The following is a 19,610-nucleotide window of genomic DNA, read 5'->3' on the forward strand; positions in this document are numbered from 1 at the left end:
AGTGTAACTCTCACTTCATCTCATGCAACATTCGAGCTAGGCTTATGAAAAGACATTTCTTTTAAAACAACACAAGCGGCTGGAACCAGAAATAAAGTGACCAAAGACGAAAACAATATGCCAAACGCAAGAGTAACTGCCATTGGCATAATCTTTTCCGCGTCTGAGCTTTGCGCATTTATTAGGGGCATCAATCCCATGAAGGTGGTAGTCGTCGTGAGAAATATCGCACGAAAACGGGCTTTGCTGGCAGCGATCACAGCATTATAAGTTGATGCATTTTCTTGTAAAATATCATTGATCTTTGCAACTAATATCAGACTATCGTTGATTACTATCCCCCCTACCGCAAACAATGCCAGATACGATTCCAGCGATAGCGGTATACTCATTAGCAAATGACCCAGTACTGCACCGATGAAACCAAAAGGAATCGCTGACATAATAATTAGTGGTTGGGCGTAGGAACGCAAAGGAACCGCCAGAAGTGCATAGATCGCTAGTAAAGCAAATATCCCATACCCCCACAACGCCGACATCGCTTCTTCCTGCTTTTGCCTAGACTGACCTGGTGCAATTTTGAGTCCTGGATATTGCGCTTCAAGTCTGGGAATTTCAGTCGTACGCAAGTCCGCAATAATAGCTTCAACACTCGCTTTATCTTTATACACTTCCGCACTAACAAGCTGTATCCGCTCACGATCCTGACGGGCAATGCTAACAAAACCTGGCAAGTATTCTGCCTCTGCAACAGTAAAAAAAGGAACGGTATTACCATTAGCTAGTTTTATCGGCATACGATTCAAATCAGCCAGAGAACGACGATGTTCGGAAGGAAAGCGCAACATAACCCGGATTTCATCTCGGTCAAGAAAGAATCGCTGCACTTCAAGCCCCAGAAAGCCACTGCGCACTTGCTCTCCCAGATTTTTCATTGTTAGCCCGTGAAGTGCAGCTTCAGGCTTTAGTTTAAAGTTCAACTCAGGCTTTCCTATCTGCATAGAACCCGTTACGCTATGAACCCCCGCATAAGAAGAAAGCCTGGCTTTAAGTATCTCACTGGCAGCACTTTGGCTTGCAGTATCAGGAGCGATCAATTTCAATTCGATTGCACTTCCCGATTGCGCTGCTGGTATCCCAAGATTCCTTGGCCAGAAAGTCTGGATAGATAAAGTTCCGCCAACTGGAGGTTCACCGAAACGCTCCTGCCATTTATGTTTGATACTGTCGACCCGAGAACGAATACGCTCGTCAATAGCTATTTCGATATCTACATAACCCGAATTGTCATTAATCACTGTAATAATATGCTGGAAACTGTCTTTTAATTGGGTCGTGGCATCAATCCCGAGTTCTGCGTTTAATTCAAGCCGAATCTCATTGGCTATTCGTTCTAGCCGCATCATTTCATGATTAACTACTTCAAACGGAGTACCGGGGGCTAACTGAAGAATAGCAAACAAGTAATAATCATTCACCGGCATATCCATAACGCTCTGAATACGTCCGGAAGAAACTAACGTAATAGTAATCAACAGAACAAAAGCGAATGCTGATAACGTGATGTAACGAAAACGTAGCAGTATTTCAAGTATCGGAATATATACGCTGTTAATTAACCAGTGCAGCCCTGCATTGACCTTTCTTCGAAGCACGTTAAAATAAGCTGTGAAACCAGTCTGAGCCTGATCGGCAGTCTGGCTATAGTGTGCCACCGCATGAGCAGGCAATATTAGTAGCGCTTCTAACATAGAAAACATCAACGTTATAATAACTACTGCTGATACGTTATACATCAAATGGCCACTCAGCCCGGGTAAAAAAATACCGGGTATAAATGCAATTATTGTCGATAGCACCATAATGATCACTAACGGGGCAATTTCCACCGTTCCATTGATTGCGCCAGACAAGCCGATATATCCTTGCTGTTGATGCGCATAAATATTTTCACCGACCACAATAGCGTCATCCACCACAATGCCTAGTACTAGAATCAACGCTGCGATTGAATAGGTGTTCAATGAAATCCCCAGCATCGGCATGATCCAGAAAGCACCCATGACTGATATCAGAATCCCGCTGCTTACCCACAGCGCGAGATGAAATTGCAAAGTTAATGCCAATATCAGAAAGATCAAACAAAAACCGAATAAAGCTGAATGCATGAGCATCGACATATTTTGCTCATAGTATTTCGACCAATCATCCCAGGTCGATATACCGATACCATCAGGCAATCCAGGACGGAATGCGGCTATAACCTCATTAACCGCTTCCACTGTTGTCGTGATCCGGTCTTTTGACATGACGTATACTGACACCGCTGGTTTGCCATCAATTCTTGCCAAGAAATCTCGTTCATCGACTGTTTCACGAATTTGCGCAATATCACCAAGCAAAAAACGCATGCCATCCTGATCAGATCGCAGAGTAATCGCAGCATAATCTGCCACAGTCATCGCTTGGTTTATACTTCTTAGCAATAATTTTCCATCCGTTTTTTTAAGTTCTCCTGCCGAAATATTATTGGAAGTAGATCGAATAGCTTCAGCGATCTCTTCAAAACTTAATTCATATCGACGCAAATCAGATTCCGTAATTTCAATCGAAATTTCATAAGGGAACTCTGGCCACGCAAAGAGTTTTCCTATGTCGGGATGTTTTCTTAACATGACTTGTAATTGATCGCGTTGGCGCATCAGAGTGCGTATATCGACTTCACCATGCACCATGATTGTCACTGCGTTCATATCAGCAGCACTTAATTCCTGAATTTTTAGCTTCTCAGCTCCTTTCGGAAAAACTGTAATGCGATCTATTCTAGCTTGTACATTTGCCTGGAAACGTGCAGCCTCAATTCCCGGATCAAACTCCACAATCACATCACACTCAGCCTGATCGGCAACCGAATTGATATGTCGAATACCCTCCAGATCGTGGATAGCCGCTTCAATTGGAATACATAACGCTTGCTCCACTTCTGCAGGACTCGCGCCTGGATAAGCAATTTCTATCTTTAATTGATTCTGAGGTGCAGGAGGAATCGTATATCGTTTAGAAATCGTTAAGCCCAGAACGCCGCCCGCGATAATAATCAGCATGAGGAAATTGGCGGCAATCGGATTTCTGGCGAACCTAACAATCAAACTCATCGAATAAACTCAGCAGGTGTAACTTCCATCTCTTCAACCGGATGATGAAATCCGGCTGTAAGTATTCGCTCGCCCTCATTGAGCCCCCCCTTAATAATTACCTGTTCACGCTCCCGCTTGAATACCACCACACTGCGGAATCGCAATCGATTCTCAGGATCGATGATCACAACATACTGATCCTTGTGCAGCGCACCGGACGGTAAAACGACCAAATCATCAAACCAGCGTCCTTCAATAGTAGCTTCTACAAATAAACCGACCGGTAAAATGGCGGTGGGCGATTTTTCATCGACAGCTTGATTGTTCAGGATTGTTAAACCAAACGGATCAGCAACTTGTGCAATGACGATTATCATTCCGGTGTCTTGATCGATAACGCCTTCGCTGCGCACAATATGTCCAAGCCAGGTTTGCTGTTGTCCTTGGTAATTAGCAGTGAGTTGCACCGTGGTTTTTGGGGTTGCTTGGTTCTGATTGAGTAAATCAGGAATATTAATAAAGGCCAGTTCCTGCGTGCTGATAGGTAACCGCACCTCGGCCATATCGCTGCTGTAAATCCTACCCAATATCCTGCCCTCATCGATATATTGCCCCAGTCCGATTTCCTTGTTGCGCACCCGGCCGTTGAAAGGCGCTCTTATATCTGTACGTTGGCGTAACAGGCGTGCATTCCTCAGCTCTTCCTGCTCGGCTGCGAGCTTTGCTCGCTTTTCCTTCAGTTGTGGAATCCGCAGACTCAACGGATTCGGATCTCCCTGCCCTAATTGTTGCCACTCATCATGGGCTTGCTCTGCTTCAGCTTCTTCCCGTGTCAATTGATATTGCGCTTCCATCACTCTGGCTTGCGCTTGCGCTACCCGTAAATCGTATTCCGCAGGGTCGATAGAAACCAATAAATCGCCTTTTTTAAAAAAACCGCCGCTGACAAATTGAGGTGAGACCTTGACGATGTTGCCCGAAACCCCCGTCACCAAATCTATTTCAGTTTGCGCCATTACGCGGCCTTGCGAGCGCACATCCATACGTCGCCTTTCTGGCTTTACCTGAATGTATTGTACTGAAAGCGGTTTAACAATGTTTTCCTGCTGATCAGCTTGAGGAGGCAAGCTGATGATAGTAATGGCTGCCGATACTCCAGCAATCGCAAGCAGGAATGCGATGAATAATTGGCGTCGCGTGCTCATGCGTCGGTGGCCATAAAGTTGTGTTTTACGATCACTGCGTCGCCCTCACTACACATGCCCGCCCAAAGCTAGATACAGATTGATGCGGTTGCTGAGTAATTGCCGGGTAATCGATAGATGTGCGCTTTGCGCCACGAGTGTGCTGCGATAACTATCGAGCAGCGTGAGAATCTGAATCAAACCATTGCGATAGGAATAAACCGCCAGTTTCTGGCTCGCTTCAGTTTGTTCAACAGCCTTTCTGAGCGAAGTTTCTTGTTCCCGCAACCATTCTTCAGCGGCTAAGGCTTGTTCCACTTCACGAAAAGCATTGAGCGCGGTATTCTTGTAGAGATTCAGCGATTCCTCTGCGCGTGCCTGATTGCGAAAGATTTCGCCTGCGATGCGTCCACCGGCAAATAGTGGCTGCATAAGCCCTGCAAACACATTCCACGCCACCGATCTGGGGTCGACCAGTTCAGTCAGATCGGGACTGCGTGTACCGCCTGCGGCAGTGAGTGTAATGCGCGGCAGACGCAGCTTACTTGAGCTGGTTGCCCGAAAATCCGCCGCTTGCAAACGACTGAATGCGGCAACAACATCGGGTCTGCGTTCCAGCAGTTCAGCGGGCAATCCGGCTGTAATGACATCAGGTAAAGATGGCAGAGTCGTAGCTTGCAATTTGTCTCCTTCTGGATAACGGCCCAGCAAAATCTCTAAGCGGCGCGCAGCACCTTGAATTCGATTATGAGTTTCTTTAAGTTCTGCTTCCGCATTAGCCAGGTCGGTCAGTGCTAAGCGTAGATCCAGTCCACGCACAAGGCCACGCTGAAAGCGTCCACGTACCAAATTGGCTATGATGGCGCGATCCTTGATTGATTGCTCTACTATCGCTGCCTGCAATTTTGCTTCGACCAATTCAAAATAGCTTTGTGCTACGCGCGCGGCCAAGGATAGCCGTGCGCCATAATAATCGGTGTTGGTGGCATCGGCTTCCGACATCGCCGCTTGCTGGAAATCACGTATCCGCCCCCATACATCGACTTCCCAGCTAACACCAAACAACGCTTCAAACACACCAAATCTCGACGAACCAAAACCCGCCTCGCGTATCTGAACTTGTTGGTGATCGGCAGTAAAGTAAACTTGCGGCCAGCGTCCTGATCCATCAATTCGTGCTTGTGCAATTGCCGCATCAACTCGTGCCGCCGCCGCCTTCAATTCATAATTATTGGCCAAAGCAGCTTCAATCAATTCTCGCAGTTGCGAATCATTAAAAATTTCCACCCATTGTTCAGGTATCGGTTGATTGATCGCTTGCTGTCTGACATTCCACTGCTCTGGAAGCTTCGCACCAATCTCTTGCAGGTCTCGCTGAGGTAGCATATTGCATCCCGTCAGGACAAGAAATAATGTCAAACGAATAAGAATCCCAATCACCTAAGCTGATCCAATCTTTTAAATAGAGAATAATTAAATAAACTTCTTCATTATTTTTATCTCTAGTTCGGGTAAAACGTACGAGCGAGAACATCGGCAATATCTTTTCGCACCTGCTGGGCCTCATTCACAATGTTTCCAAGGCGAGCAAAATCATGAATCATTCCAGGATAAATTTTGACACGAGTAGAGACACCCGCAGCTTTCATTTTATTAGCATACTCGATTCCTTCGTCCAGCAAAGGATCAAATTCTGCCAAAATCAGAAGAGCCGGAGCAAGGTTACACAAATTGCCTGCTTGTAGCGGTGCAAAACGCCAATCGGTTCGATCAGCCTCATTGCGAAGATAATTCATAAACATCCATTGCAGCGTTTTTTCTTCAAGCAAATACCCCTGTGCAAAACGCCGATGCGATTCAGTGTTCTGCCAAGCACCCGTGCAGGGATAAAGTAATATCTGACAGACCGGTTGTGGCCACATTTCTTCACGAGCTGTAATTGTCAATCCTGTGGCCAATGTCCCTCCTGCGCTATCTCCACCTACTGCCAACCGTGTTGGATCCAAAGAATATTCGGCTCCGGTTGATAATAGCCATTGATAGGCATCCTGTGCATCCTGTACTGCCGTAGGAAAACGATATTCTGGCGCCAAGCGATAAGCCACATTTAGTACATAACAAGGTGTCAACGCTGCGAAAGACCGACATAGAGAATCGTGCGACTCAAGCCCGCCAATGCAGTACCCTCCTCCGTGAAAATAGAGTAACACCGGGCAGGGATCTGTAACATGCGCGAACTCGATTGGTTTATATAGCCGCGCATTAACTGCTCCTCCGTCACGACACGATATAGAAACTTCAGTCACGTTTGCAACGGTCGGTCCGGAAACATCCAGTATTTGTGTTGAAAGGTCATAATCTAATCGCGCTTTCTCGGGCGCCAGCATATGCATCACAGTTTTTTCCCCGCAAATTATGCTTTTCTCAACAAGCTCAAGAAATGCCGCCAAATCCTCATCAAGTGGCATGAATACTCCAAAGAAAAAAAGAAATGAGATAGATTGTGCGTAAATACAAAAAACCTTTGCGTGTATTTACGCACGAATGTGCACAGTACTCTTAATACAAATCCAGCGGACGTTACCTAGAATCTAAAGGTCAGCGTACCGATCACTGTGCGCTCGGTACCTAGATAGTGTCTACCGAAAAATGTTGAGGCAATATATCTATTATCAAAGATATTGCTGGCATTGATGGAAAAAAGCATGGGACCTCTTTCATAACGCAGCGTTGCATCGAACAATGTAAATGCTGGCGTTGAACTTATATTTGTTTCCTCATTAAAAACTCTACCCACATAGCGCACCCCGCCACCCAACCCAAACCCTCGCAACCAGTCAATACCTAATCCGCCGAAAGAATAGTCCAGCCACCCGGATGTCATCGTCGTTGGAACTTGCACAGGCATTTTGCCCTTGAAATCAGTATCCTTGACATTCTCCACATCTTGATAAGTAAAAGAACCGATCATATTCAAGCCACGCAACAATTCTGCACGTGCTTCCAGTTCAACCCCACGTGATCTCACTTCGCCCAATTGCATAAAGCGAAAACCCGTTTCATCGGTTGGATCCCGTGACAATACATTTGTTTTGGTGAGATCAAAAAATGCTACAGTGTAAAGACTTCTTCCTCTCACAGGCTGATACTTGATACCCGCCTCAAATTGTTCGCCGCGTGTGGGATCAAAAGGCTTGTTGCTGGAGTCAAAACCTGCTTGTGGCAGGAATGATTGCGAATAACTAAAATAAGGCGCAATACCATTCGAGTACAAGTAGGTCAAACCCACTCGTCCGGTAAATGCGCTATCTTTAACATTTGTTGTTGAATCATTTAAAAAATCATTATCTTTAGAAATAATTCGGTCATACCGCCCGCTCAGTGTCAGAATCCAATTTTCGTTATAACGTATTTGATCCTGAATATAAAAACCCAATTGATCAATCCTTTGTTTTGCATTTATCCCAAGCGCATCCGGCCTCGGAATTGGCACACCATATACAGGATTCAAAATATCAATACCGGGTGGAATGAAGCCATTATTGTAACCTCCAAAATACCTGAGAGATGCATTGGTCTGATTCCAATCTGCGCCCAACAACACGGTATGATTGAATGGACCGGTATCAAGCCTGGCTTGCAAATGAGTATCTAGAACAATCTGGTTCAACCTCTCGTTGGTAGCATAAGCGCCCCTGTCGGCGAATGTGGGTTGATCAACCGTATTAAATCCATTCGAAAACAAATCCTGGAAACGCCCGGTTTGCTGTGTATAGCGAAAATTCTGGCGCGCAGTCAAGACTTCATTGAAATGATGTTCAATTTGATAACTGAACGAGGATTGATTGGTATTGTATCGTGCAAATTTCGGATCACTTTGTAATACATTTGAAAAACCACCATCGGGCGCAGCAATGTAAAAAGGGGATGATCCGCTACGATTATGAAGTATGTCACCCATCAATGTGATAGAGGTAGCATTTGTCGGGCGCCAAGTTATTGATGGAGCAATGTAAAAACGCTCATTATGCGCACGTTCACCGCCAGTGTTGGGATATCTGACTTGCGTATCACTATCCAGTGCTGTCGTGACTAATCGGAACATTATGGTTCCATCCTTATTGACAGCACCTACATCAGCCGCAATTCGCTTACGATCAAAATTGCCATACTGGAATTCAATTTCACGAACTGGATTTGCATTCGGTCTTTTAGTAACACGATTTACAATACCACCGGCGTCACCACGACCAAACATCACTGAAGAAGGACCCCGCAATACATCGACTCGTTCTAGGCCATAGGTATCTGTAATAAATGAATTAAAAAGCAACCCTTGCGCCGCATTACTCAAGCCATCACGGAAATTAGCAGTGGTAAGCGCGTTAAAACCTCTCATTAACAGATATTCAAAACCACGACCATCAAATCCAAACTGATCAACAGTAACTCCAGGAACATAGCGTAAGGCTTCGGTAAAATTTTGAACACTTCGCATGTCCATTTCATTACGCGTTACCACAGAAATCGATTGTGGGATCTCCAGAATGGGTGTATCCGTCTTTGTTGCGGTGATGCTACGCTTGGCAACATATCCGATGATATCTTCGGGACCTTTTCCCTCGATTGTAACCATGGGGAAAACTGTTGGATCCGATTCCTCGGATTCTGCTTTGGATGCAGTAGCGGGGGTTATTTGCTGTTTTTTTGATTGATCTGCAGGCTCTTGCTTCGGCTGAGCATAACTTTCCATAGATAGCGGAAGAATTATCAGCTGTGAAACAAAAAACATGAACGAATATTTCAGATGGATTTTAAGTATACTCAAGAGCTTCATATTATTATTTATATATTAGAAATAATTAGTTAATTATTTCTACATAACCAACTAAGTTAGCGCAGAAGTCACTGAGCGCTGTGATTGATTGTTTTTTGATTGATTGATGACATTCATCAATTCTTGCGCTATTTCAGCGGTACGCACCGCTGTCACTGACAGCAAGGTATCGCTTAAGCCATGGCTGCCCTCACAAGCGCCTTGAAGAAAAATTGCCGGCTTAAACGACGGTACGCTGTTTATCCGATATTGACGATTAACCGAGCAATCCTTCAAATAAGGCATGAGCGGTGCCAATAATGATTTGTAATGATCGCGGTGATATCCTGTTGCCAGCACCACAGCATCATAGATTAAGGTTTTCTCGCAATCGTTATTCAAGTCATGAAGGGTGAACTGAATACCATCTGATTGAGCTTTAGTCTTTCTAACTGCATGACGTCGTAAAAAACGATGTTGATTAATGCCAGCAACTTTCTGTTGATAAAACACATTATAAATCTGCTCGATCAAAACCAGGTCTGGTGCTGCATAGTTGGTATGCCAAAACTCTCCGAGTATTGTTTCTCGCTCCTGTACCGGTGTATTAAAAACAAAATCGGTAAAATCAGTATTAAAAATTTCATTGACAAAGGGACTATCATCCGATGGTTTGATTGAACGAGCACGCATAATCAAATCAATTTGTATGCTGTTAAATCGTTGATGCAAATCCATAAAAATTTCGGATGCGCTTTGTCCCGCACCAACTACAGCAATTTTTCTTACATGCGCATGCTGTTTAATCCGCTTCAGATAGTCATTTGAATGAAGAACTCGCGCATCTTCTCGTATCGGTACAAAACAATCCGGAATTCTGGGCTGACCACCAATACTGACCACCAAGCTTCGGGTTAATCGCTCATGTACGACTTGCCATTTATCGCGGGAACGAACTCGTAGTAACGCAATCTCATCACCCAATTTTTCCGGTAAAACTTCAATTACCTCTTCACCATAGGCGCAGCAATGATCAAAATGAGCCGCGGCCCACGCAAGGTAATCATTAAACTCACGACGACTCGGAAAAAAAGTTTTTAGGTTAATGAAATCCTGCAGCCTTCTCTTTTCATGCAAATAATTAATAAACGTGAAATGACTAGCCGGATTTCGCGTCGTGACCAAATCTTTGAGGAAAGAAACTTGCATATGTGCGTTATCCAGCATCATGTTTGCGTGCCACGCGAAGCTAGGCTGCTTCTCAATAAAAAAAAACTCAGCGGGACAATCAACCTGTTTCTTCTCTTCAAGAGTTATAGCAAGCGCTATATTGGATGGACCAAAACCAATACCGATCAAATCAAAAATTTTCATGACGCAATCCTTAGGATATTGAAACAGACTGAGATAACGAATTAAGATGCGGAACCCACATTTGTTCAGCAAAAAAATGTTCACGTGACAACATGCCAAGCATCGCGCGCTTATGAGGAAATGCAAATTCCTTTACGTTTTCATAGCCACACTGCGTAAGGTTCCGTATCATCTTGTAGTTATCTGTACGAGGCTCAATCACAAGGCGCCGCGTTCTATGATCATCAAGAAATAAAAAATGCGAAATAGATGGAAGCCAGGCTGTAACAAAAGGCTTACCACGCATATGTGGCTCTCCAATTAATACGTGCCAGCCTCGATCGAAATCATTTACATCATAATGTGGCGAGATCCGGTCTTCTTTTGCCCAATAAATTTCAAAATAACCAAATGGTTCATCATCAAAACAACCAATCAAGCTGATTACATGTGGGTCTGCTTCGATAGCTGCGAGATAAGCAAGATGCTTAGATAAATCACCTTCTTGTTGCCAGAATTCTGCTACAACTGGATCGTTCATCCAGCGATTGAAACAACTTAGGTCAGCTGCAGGATCGATTGCTCGAAAAGACAAGGTACGACCCAGCCACGAAATATATCGTTGATAAACTTTCCCCATAGGTTTTGGCGGTCGAAGTGGATGTCGGCGCCCATGACTGACGACATAGTGAATAGGAAAATCCCGAACAGAGTTTGAGGGGCACCATACTCTGGCTTGCTGCCAAAACAGATCTACATAAACTGTAATCTGATTATCCTCATCCATAAACAAAACACCAGAATCAAATAGCTCCTTTAATTGACCACAGGGAATAAATAGAGATAATTTTTTCTGGTGGGGATAGTTCACTATTGAAGCCTCTATGGCTGCCAGCAATTCAGTCACATCAGGATAGTCAAAAGAAGGATCCGCCCATTCCAATCTCAGCTGATCAAATTGTTTATATAAATGCCAGAGAGTTTCTTTCCCATTTTTAATTTCTTTGACACGCAGCATTTGATCTTGATACGTAATACCAAAGCAAACTTGATCCGGGCCGGATATCAAGCGAACCGGAAGTATCTTTTGCTCCATCAACAACTCATAAGATTGATCATTTAATTGAAATTGCTTCATTCATTCCCAATAAAAAAGATTATTTTTGTATTTTGCGATTTCCTTAATTGTTGAAGACGAATGAGAAGTATTATTATTTATATTTTTCGTTCATATTGAGATTTATCACTACCTTATAAGCGCAGAAATAAAGCTGTAAAGCGGCCATGCTATTGGAAAGTAGCGACAAACTACTGGACATGAATACTCTGCGAGTAACCGCTAATTTACTGAAAATTGCTGCAGACAGTGTCGTGGTAGAGTAAATATTTGTCTTCACCATTCGTCATTATTGATATCTTTTCCAAATGGATAAACAATGCTGAAGTATCTTATTAAACAATCCAAATCCTTACTTGTAAGTGCGTCAATTGCCAGCATAGTGCATGGAGTTTGCAGTGTGCTGCTGCTTGCACAAATCAGCGCCGCACTGACAACCGCCGAAGCGGATAACGGAAAAATGGCATTCATATTCGCGGCGACAGCATTCTGCGTCATGGTGAGTTATGTGGTGGCTGCCATTTTGTTTGAACGGCTAGGACAGCGCGCGCACGCCGAGCTTCGCGGTTTTATTGCAAAACGTGTGATTGCCGCTGATTACCGACAACTCGAATTACTGGGCGCTGCGCGTATACAGTCCGCACTTTCCGAACATTGCACTCGTGTAGCCGAATTTTTCGTTAGTTTTCCTGTAATCCTGACAAATGCTGTCGTAGTTGCCGGTTGCTTGGTTTACATGGCTTTTCTGTCTTGGCAGGTTTTCTTATTAGCGCTCCTTGTTATCGGATTTGGTTCGCTTGGATACCATCTTGCCCACCTTCGCGCCATACGGCACCTGGATATTGCCGCCGAGGAACAGGACAACTTATTCGCTTATTTTCGTTCACTCACGGACGGCGCAAAGGAATTACGTCTTAATCGAGACAAACGCACTGCTTTCTATAATGATGTGCTTGGGCAATCAATTGAGAAAGTGCGTAAAGAACGGACGCTTGGCATGTCCATTTTTGTAGCCTCAGCAGGCTGGGGGAATTTTCTGATTTATGCATTTATTGGCATGGTGCTATTCATGCTGGTCGGCGATATTCCCGATCGAACATTGATCATGACGGGATATGCGCTGGTATTTGTTTATATGTTGGGACCGCTCGAAGCTCTGTTATTGAATATTCCCCGCGCAAATCTGGCACAAGTCTCGGCTGAACGCATCGATGAAATTACTCGCTCCATGTCTTCTTCCGAATCGCAAACCCATAAAGTCGAATTGCCGCCATTGCAATCCATTAGACTCGAAAGTGTATTACACCGCTACTATCATGAACAGAAAGATGAAATGTTTACGCTAGGACCAGTAGATTTGGAATTTCATCCTGGAGAAATTACTTTCCTGGTTGGAGGTAATGGCAGCGGCAAAACAACTTTAGCAAAATTGCTGGTAGGCCTCTATTCACCGGAAGAAGGAAAGATCATTCTTAATGGTGTAATTATCGATGATATGAATCGTGATTATTACAGGCAGTTATTTTCGACAATTTTTTCCGATTTTCATCTCTTTGATCGATTGCTTGAAACAAGGCATGAGAGTGATCTGGATAAAAAGGGAAACGAGCTTTTAACAAAATTGCACTTACAGCATAAAGTAAAAATCCAGAATGGTGCCTTTACTACGCTTACGTTATCTCAAGGACAGCGCAAACGCTTGGCTCTTGCGATCTCTTATCTTGAAAATCGTCCATTTCTGGTATTTGATGAATGGGCCGCTGATCAGGATCCTGTTTTTAAGGAAATCTTCTATCATGAATTGCTCCCTGAGTTACGTGCAATGGGCAAAACAATATTAGTAATTTCCCACGATGATCGTTATTTTCACTTAGCCGATCGCCTTATACGCATGGAAAACGGCCGTTTGACTCAGGTTAATGCATGGCCTTCAGAAACCGAATCTGAAACAATCGCCTCATCGCTGATATTAGCTCATGGCGTAGTTTAACATTATGAAAAAATTCGTTGATTCTACAATACTAACTGCGACTGGACAGCAAGGTAAACAATCCGGGAAATCCAGAGTAAATCGTCAAATTCTAACCCTATTACATCGCTGGACTGGTCTTTTTCTAGCTGTCTTCCTCTTTATTTCGGGTCTTACCGGAGCAATCATTTCATGGGATCATGAACTCGATGAATGGTTAAATCCGCAATTATTCGACAGACAAAGCGAGGGGGATTCGCTTCCTCCAACTATGCTTGCGGATCAACTTGAAGCAGCTGATCCCAGAATACTCGTCACTTGGTTACCGCTAACGATCGAACCTGATGAAAACTTGGGGCTGGGTGTGAAAGGACGCATAGATCCGAGTACAGGCAAGGCATTTGATTTGGGATTCAATCAAATCGCACTGGACCCAGCTAGTGGCGAATTACGTGGCTCCCGCATGTGGGGCGAGATCTCGCTTACCCGGGAGAACTTCATTCCTTTTCTGTATAAACTGCACTATAGCATGCACATCCCGGATGCTTTTGGCATTGAATTAGGTATTGTATTAATGGGAATTTTGGCAATTGTGTGGTGTATCGATTGCTGCATCGCATTATGGATTGCATTTCCCAATTTTGAAGTCTGGCGAAAATCATTTGCTTTCCGCTGGCAGCAAGGCGGTTATAAACTGAATTTTGATCTGCATCGTTCCGGTGGGGTATGGCTATGGGGGTTATTATTGATACTCGCCGTGACTGCAGTCTCGATGAATCTTAAATTGGAAATCACCCGCCCCATCGTCTCAATTTTTTCCACACTTACCCCCGATCCCTTTGCAATACGTACCCCCAACCCACATGATGAGCCCATCGAGCCCATGATTGGTCGCAGCGAAATAATCGAATTAGCCCTTGCGGAAGCTCAAAAAAGGAATTGGAGAATCCCGCTAGGAGGCATGTTTTATGATCCGGAGTATGGCATTTATGGTGTTACATTTCACGAACCGGGACAAGATCATGCAGAATTTGGTCTTGGCAATCCATGGATTTATTTCGATGGTCAGGATGGCTCCTTATTAGGAGAAAAAATACCGGGAGCCGGGAGTGCAGGTGATATCTTTCTGGACGCTCAATTTCCTTTGCACTCCGGTAGAATCCTTGGTCTGCCTGGACGTATCATGATTTCTATACTGGGATTACTCGTTGCAATGCTTTCAGTAACGGGCGTGATTATTTGGCAAAGGAAACGCTGGGCTCACGCTCAAAAATGATCAAACTATACTCTCTTGAGTAATCATATCTCAGAACCCATTGAAAGATGAATTATATTTGATGCACGGCATTTTTATATGATACAACCCGCTACGGGCTTGGCGCTAAAATAAATATGACATCATATCCACTGTTACTGAAGCAGCTTTGGCATACACCGTTGGCGAACGCAGCCGATCAGGAAATTATCTATCGCGATCGATTACGCTTGAGTTACTACCAAGTATATACCCGGATTGAACAGTTCTGTGCCGCACTAGCAACTTATGGCTTGCAGCAGAACGACGTGATTGCGGTTATGGATCATGACAGTCATCGCTATCTCGAATGCTATTTCGCCATACCAATGTATGGCGCGACGATGATGACAGTCAACACCAAACTGACACCGACACAGATTGCCTATACTTTGAATCATTCCCGCGCTTCGATGTTGCTGTTGCATGCGGATTTCATTCCGATCATCGAAAGCATCCATGCAGAATTACCTGGAATACAAAAGTATATTGTCATGGCGGACGGAACGGCAGTGCCACAAACTATTTTGCAATTTGATGATGAATACGAATGCTGGCTGGCAAATCAGAAAGGCGGCTTTAATTTTAGTGATTTCGATGAAAATACCCGGGCAACAATTTTCTATACCACAGGAACGACGGGTATGCCTAAAGGTGTTTATTACACACATAGGCAATTGGTGCTGCACACACTCGCGGCAGGCATGGCGTTAACTGCGCCGGCAGCGCGGCAACGTTTTCATTCCGAAGATATTTATATGCCGCTGACACCGATGTTTCATGTACACGCCTGGGGTATTCCTTACATCGTTACATTGCTTGGTTTAAAGCAAGTTTATCCGGGGCGGTATGCGCCCGATATGTTGCTGCAATTAATTCGTGAAGAACAGGTTACGTGTTCGCATTGTGTGCCAACTTTATTGAAAATGATACTGACTGCAGCGCGAGCATCCGCCGTGGACCTTCGCGGCTGGAAAGTCGTCGTTGGCGGATCCGCACTGCCTCAAGCACTGGCCAGACAAGCATTGGAAATGGGCGTCGATTGCTTTGCCGGATATGGTTTATCGGAAACTGCACCGATACTGACGCTGGCTCAATTAAACACTACCGCGCAAGACTCGGTAACGGGCGATTCATTGGCAAGATTATGCTGTGCCGGGCGCGCAATACCTTTAGTGGATTTGCAGATTATCGATCAAGCAATGCAGTTGCAAGCTCATGATGGTCAAAGCAGCGGTGAAATCGTCGTGCGCGCGCCTTGGTTGACGCAAGGCTATCTCGATGATACTGAGGCCAGTGTAGCACTTTGGCATCATGATTACTTGCATACGCAGGATATCGGCATCATGGATCCAAATGGTTATTTGTACATTACCGACCGTTTGAAGGACGTCATCAAAGTCGCTGGCGAATGGGTATCCTCCCTGGAACTGGAAAATACCCTAACTCAGGTCGCCGGTGTCAATGAAGTTGCAGTCATCGGTGTTCCGGACAAACGCTGGGGAGAGCGCCCCCTGGCATTACTGATCGTGGATAACAGACTGTTCAAGGAGTCTGCTGCGCAAGAACAAGTGCGTTTATTTGTCGAGCACGGATCGATCTCAAAACATGCGTTACTTACGCGATTCAAACAAGTTGAAAAAATCACAAAAACCAGTGTTGGCAAAATTGATAAGAAAGCTCTGCGCGCCGAACACGCTGCTACGCAATAAATCACAAATGTTTTTAAGTCCTCAGTTGGTTTAACCGGATTTACATCAACAGGCAATCAGCTTCAATTGGGAAAATCAATATGAAAAACCGATTCCAGCACTATTCATCACAGTGCATCATACTATTGGCCGTCTTATTTCTAAGCACTTGTCAATATGTTCAGCCACCCGAAAAGATTCATGATGGTGCAGAAATTTTGTGGGATACCTGGGGTATTCCGCATATTGTCGCTCGCCAGGACAGTGATGCCTTTTATGCTTTCGGCTGGGCGCAAATGCGGAGTCATGGTGATTTGCTGCTCAAACTTTATGCTGTGGCGCGTGGACGGGGCGCTGAGTTTTTTGGTGAGGATTACCTAGCAGCTGACCGCTCCACACGCTTGCTCGGCATTCCGAATTTAGCGCAAGAATGGTATGAACGGCAAGAAGCGGATTTTAAGAAAAACCTGGCGGAATTTTCTACCGGAATTAACGATTTTGCACAACAACACCCGGAGTTAATTTCCGATGCCGTGAAAGCCGTATTGCCGGTTACCCCACAAGATGTCATTGCTCACACCACGCGAGTAATGACTGTCTTTGTTGCCGGCATATCAGAATGCGGCGCAGTGTTGCCTGGCTTTGATTTTTATGATCAACCAGTTGCTTCAAACGGTTGGGCATTGGGTGCAAACTATTCCAGTAGTGAAAATACCATGCTATTGGTTAATCCTCATCTCGACTGGGGTGGATTGGAAACATTCTATGAAGCTCACATCGTGCTGCCTGAAGTAAATCTTTATGGAGCAGCCCTAGTGGGCTCTCCGGTATTGCAAATTGCATTTAACGATCACCTGGGTTGGACGCATACTGTCAACTCCTTGGATGGATGTGATCTCTATCATCTGAAATTGGTCAGCGGCGTGCTGGACGATGGCTATTGGATGGATGGAGTAAAGCAAAATTTTACAGTGACTACTGAAACTATTCAGATTCGCCAGCCGGATAATAGTACAGAAAGCGAATCTTTCTTAATCCGAAGGGCAAGACAGGGGCCAACGATTAACCATGAAGGACAAATTTTAGCGGTACGTCTGGCATTACTGGAAACACCGTTACTGACCAATATGAACCAGCAATGGTGGAAAATGGGACATGCCGTTAATTTAGATGCATTCCAGAAAATCTTACAAGGCGGTCATTTACCGCTGTTCAATATAATTTATGCGGATGCTGATAAGCATATAATGCTGGCTTTCAATGGCATTATTCCGATCCGAGGAACCGGAGATACAGCTTTCTGGCGCAAACCTGTGACAGGAGATGATTCACGTCTGATCTGGACGGAAACACACAGCTACCACGATTTGCCCAAATCAATCGATCCCGCGTCAGGTTGGGTACAAAATAGTAACGGTGCGCCATGGTACATGACTATGCCTTTTCTCGACAAAGCTCGCTATCCTTCCAACATTACAACCGATGTAACCAATAATCGTGAACTACGGGGATTGCAGATGCTGAGCGCGCATCAACGCATGAGTTATGCAGAATTGGCTGCTGCCAAACATTCGACGCGCGCACTGGTAGCCGATCAATTGCTCGATGATCTGATGGCAGCTGCGCATGCGAGTGGTGAGCCGTCATTACAACAAGCCATCGAAGTACTGAATCACTGGGATCGACAGTATCTGGCGGAAAGCCGTGGCGCACTGCTTTTTAGTGTTTGGTTCGAGAAATGGGTCGAACGAACCATTGCCAAAGCTATCGAAGTTGACGCGGATTTTGTATTTCTCCCTGAGCAGTTACTGGGTGACCTTTTTTATGCACAGCCATTTACTCCATCGGAACCACTGACTTCGCCTCGCGGCTTGGCTGACGTGTCATTGGCTTTATCGGCTTTGCACGATGCCGTCAATGAATTGCAAGCTAACGCAAATAAGCTCGACATGCCATGGGGGGATATTGCTCGCCTGCGTCGTAACGGAGTTGACTTACCCGGTAACGGCTCTAGTACTGAGCTAGGTGTTTTCCGTGAAATTGTCTATGAAAAAGATGAAGATGGGAAGCTTAAGTCCTCTTCCGGTGATAGTTATATTGCAATAGTTGAGTTCTCACAGCCTGTTCGTGCTCAAGTACTAACAACTTATGGAAACGCCACCCAGGATAATATTTTCAAAATGAACAACCAATTGCAATTGACTGCAGATCAGAAACTGCGCCCGGCTTGGCGCACACTAAAAGAGATTGAAGGAAATTTAGCAATGCACGAGCATTTAGTACTAAACTCCTCGATTAGCCAGGAGCGAAAACCTGCTGCAAGATGAATGGACTCAATCAGATCGCGTATTACTGCTTACAAAGCATCGCTCTAAAGTACAGCCATCTGATTGATCTGGTGGATAATAATCCCTTACTTACCCCCTGTTAATTTCGCTTTTAACAAGTACTTGCCTGAGCAGTTTTTTATTTATTTTATTACTTGACGGGCGATTCCCAAATAGCGAAGACCTTGATTCTTTACTGTTTCCATGTCGGCGGTTTCTGAAGCTATATGTACCTTTTCAAGTATTTCTGCAAGCTCTAAAAATTCTTCATTAATTTTATTCAATGCATTTTCTAAAGTATAGGTCCACTCATGCACGATATGCAACTCCTCGGGAGTCAAACTCTCTTTGGCTAATATTTCTTCTAATTTAGCATTGTGTTCAGAAAAATTAATCACCGCCTGCTTCAATGTGTTTGCTGACTTACCTTTAAAATGACCTGGTCGTTCATCCGCCGACACAAATGTCGTAAAACCTAAAATAAGTATACTTGCTGCAAAAAATGCCGATCTTTTCATATTCATATTTAACCCTCTTAAGTAATATTTGCAAGATTAATTAACATCAAATTTTTTGATAACTACAAACGTATTCAGTCATGTTTTATCCTGATCTTTCGATCACTTTGATTTTTCCAGAATTTTCATTAAACCGAATACTTGCAAAGCTAAAAGATTTCTCAGAATTGAGTAAATACTGCTCATACTGGCAACGTCATATGT

Annotated in this window: 12 protein-coding genes; 4 read left to right on the forward strand and 8 right to left on the reverse strand. The window is 44.4% G+C overall.

Annotated features, from left to right (window positions below):
• Positions 1-20: 20 nt before the first annotated feature.
• The 7 genes from C7H79_RS00655 to C7H79_RS00685 form a co-directional block, all read right to left on the reverse strand.
• The gene (locus C7H79_RS00655) at positions 21-3,155 is read right to left on the reverse strand and encodes an efflux RND transporter permease subunit (RefSeq protein ID WP_106705374.1); all 3,135 of its coding nucleotides are present in this window, start codon (positions 3,153-3,155) and stop codon (positions 21-23) included.
• Entirely contained in the window at positions 3,152-4,342 is a 1,191-nt protein-coding gene (locus tag C7H79_RS00660) for an efflux RND transporter periplasmic adaptor subunit (RefSeq protein WP_106705375.1), read from the reverse strand. The genes C7H79_RS00655 and C7H79_RS00660 overlap by 4 nt, the downstream gene beginning before the upstream one ends.
• Positions 4,343-4,390: 48 nt before the next feature.
• Entirely contained in the window at positions 4,391-5,761 is a 1,371-nt protein-coding gene (locus tag C7H79_RS00665; RefSeq protein WP_258577618.1) for an efflux transporter outer membrane subunit, read from the reverse strand.
• Positions 5,762-5,823: 62 nt separating this feature from the next.
• Positions 5,824-6,789, reverse strand: coding sequence for an alpha/beta hydrolase (locus C7H79_RS00670; protein ID WP_106705377.1), 966 nt, complete (start codon positions 6,787-6,789; stop codon positions 5,824-5,826).
• A gap of 116 nt (positions 6,790-6,905) precedes the next feature.
• The gene (locus C7H79_RS00675; RefSeq protein ID WP_242447068.1) at positions 6,906-9,074 is read right to left on the reverse strand and encodes a TonB-dependent siderophore receptor; all 2,169 of its coding nucleotides are present in this window, start codon (positions 9,072-9,074) and stop codon (positions 6,906-6,908) included.
• Between the two features lie 135 nt (positions 9,075-9,209).
• A complete protein-coding gene (locus tag C7H79_RS00680; protein ID WP_106705379.1) occupies positions 9,210-10,511 on the reverse strand; it encodes a lysine N(6)-hydroxylase/L-ornithine N(5)-oxygenase family protein in 1,302 nt (433 codons plus the stop codon).
• A gap of 10 nt (positions 10,512-10,521) precedes the next feature.
• Positions 10,522-11,628: a GNAT family N-acetyltransferase gene (locus tag C7H79_RS00685; protein ID WP_242447069.1), complete on the reverse strand. Its 1,107-nt coding sequence runs from the start codon at positions 11,626-11,628 to the stop codon at positions 10,522-10,524.
• A 298-nt stretch (positions 11,629-11,926) separates the two neighbouring features.
• On the opposite strand from C7H79_RS00685, the gene C7H79_RS00690 reads away from it, so the two are divergent.
• The 4 genes from C7H79_RS00690 to C7H79_RS00705 all read left to right on the forward strand — a co-directional run bounded on the left by C7H79_RS00690 (position 11,927) and on the right by C7H79_RS00705 (position 18,888).
• Positions 11,927-13,597: a cyclic peptide export ABC transporter gene (locus tag C7H79_RS00690; RefSeq protein ID WP_106705380.1), complete on the forward strand. Its 1,671-nt coding sequence runs from the start codon at positions 11,927-11,929 to the stop codon at positions 13,595-13,597.
• A gap of 4 nt (positions 13,598-13,601) precedes the next feature.
• Positions 13,602-14,852 (forward strand): PepSY-associated TM helix domain-containing protein, encoded by a 1,251-nt coding sequence (locus tag C7H79_RS00695; RefSeq protein ID WP_106705381.1) that lies wholly within the window; start codon positions 13,602-13,604, stop codon positions 14,850-14,852.
• Between the two features lie 116 nt (positions 14,853-14,968).
• On the forward strand, positions 14,969-16,582 hold the full coding sequence (locus C7H79_RS00700; protein WP_106705382.1) for a long-chain-fatty-acid--CoA ligase: 1,614 nt from the start codon (positions 14,969-14,971) through the stop codon (positions 16,580-16,582).
• A gap of 80 nt (positions 16,583-16,662) precedes the next feature.
• Complete coding sequence (locus tag C7H79_RS00705; RefSeq protein WP_106705383.1) at positions 16,663-18,888, forward strand: penicillin acylase family protein; 2,226 nt, start codon at positions 16,663-16,665, stop codon at positions 18,886-18,888.
• A gap of 143 nt (positions 18,889-19,031) precedes the next feature.
• On the opposite strand, the gene C7H79_RS00710 is transcribed toward C7H79_RS00705, so the two are convergent.
• Positions 19,032-19,412 (reverse strand): DUF6746 family protein, encoded by a 381-nt coding sequence (locus C7H79_RS00710; RefSeq protein WP_242447070.1) that lies wholly within the window; start codon positions 19,410-19,412, stop codon positions 19,032-19,034.
• Positions 19,413-19,610: the final 198 nt, after the last annotated feature.

Source organism: Nitrosomonas supralitoralis (assembly GCF_003011925.2).
Classification (GTDB): domain Bacteria; phylum Pseudomonadota; class Gammaproteobacteria; order Burkholderiales; family Nitrosomonadaceae; genus Nitrosomonas; species Nitrosomonas supralitoralis.

Bases quoted from the DNA above. Each gene is read 5' to 3' on its own strand.
- C7H79_RS00655 (WP_106705374.1), bottom strand. From the start codon at position 3,155: ATGAGTTTGATTGTTAGGTTCGCCAGAAATCCGATTGCCGCCAATTTC.
- C7H79_RS00680 (WP_106705379.1), bottom strand. From the start codon at position 10,511: ATGAAAATTTTTGATTTGATCGGTATTGGTTTTGGTCCATCCAATATA.
- C7H79_RS00695 (WP_106705381.1), top strand. From the start codon at position 13,602: ATGAAAAAATTCGTTGATTCTACAATACTAACTGCGACTGGACAGCAA.
- C7H79_RS00690 (WP_106705380.1), top strand. From the start codon at position 11,927: ATGCTGAAGTATCTTATTAAACAATCCAAATCCTTACTTGTAAGTGCG.
- C7H79_RS00700 (WP_106705382.1), top strand. From the start codon at position 14,969: ATGACATCATATCCACTGTTACTGAAGCAGCTTTGGCATACACCGTTG.
- C7H79_RS00670 (WP_106705377.1), bottom strand. From the start codon at position 6,789: ATGCCACTTGATGAGGATTTGGCGGCATTTCTTGAGCTTGTTGAGAAA.
- C7H79_RS00710 (WP_242447070.1), bottom strand. From the start codon at position 19,412: ATGAATATGAAAAGATCGGCATTTTTTGCAGCAAGTATACTTATTTTA.
- C7H79_RS00660 (WP_106705375.1), bottom strand. From the start codon at position 4,342: ATGAGCACGCGACGCCAATTATTCATCGCATTCCTGCTTGCGATTGCT.
- C7H79_RS00685 (WP_242447069.1), bottom strand. From the start codon at position 11,628: ATGAAGCAATTTCAATTAAATGATCAATCTTATGAGTTGTTGATGGAG.
- C7H79_RS00705 (WP_106705383.1), top strand. From the start codon at position 16,663: ATGAAAAACCGATTCCAGCACTATTCATCACAGTGCATCATACTATTG.
- C7H79_RS00675 (WP_242447068.1), bottom strand. From the start codon at position 9,074: ATGGAAAGTTATGCTCAGCCGAAGCAAGAGCCTGCAGATCAATCAAAA.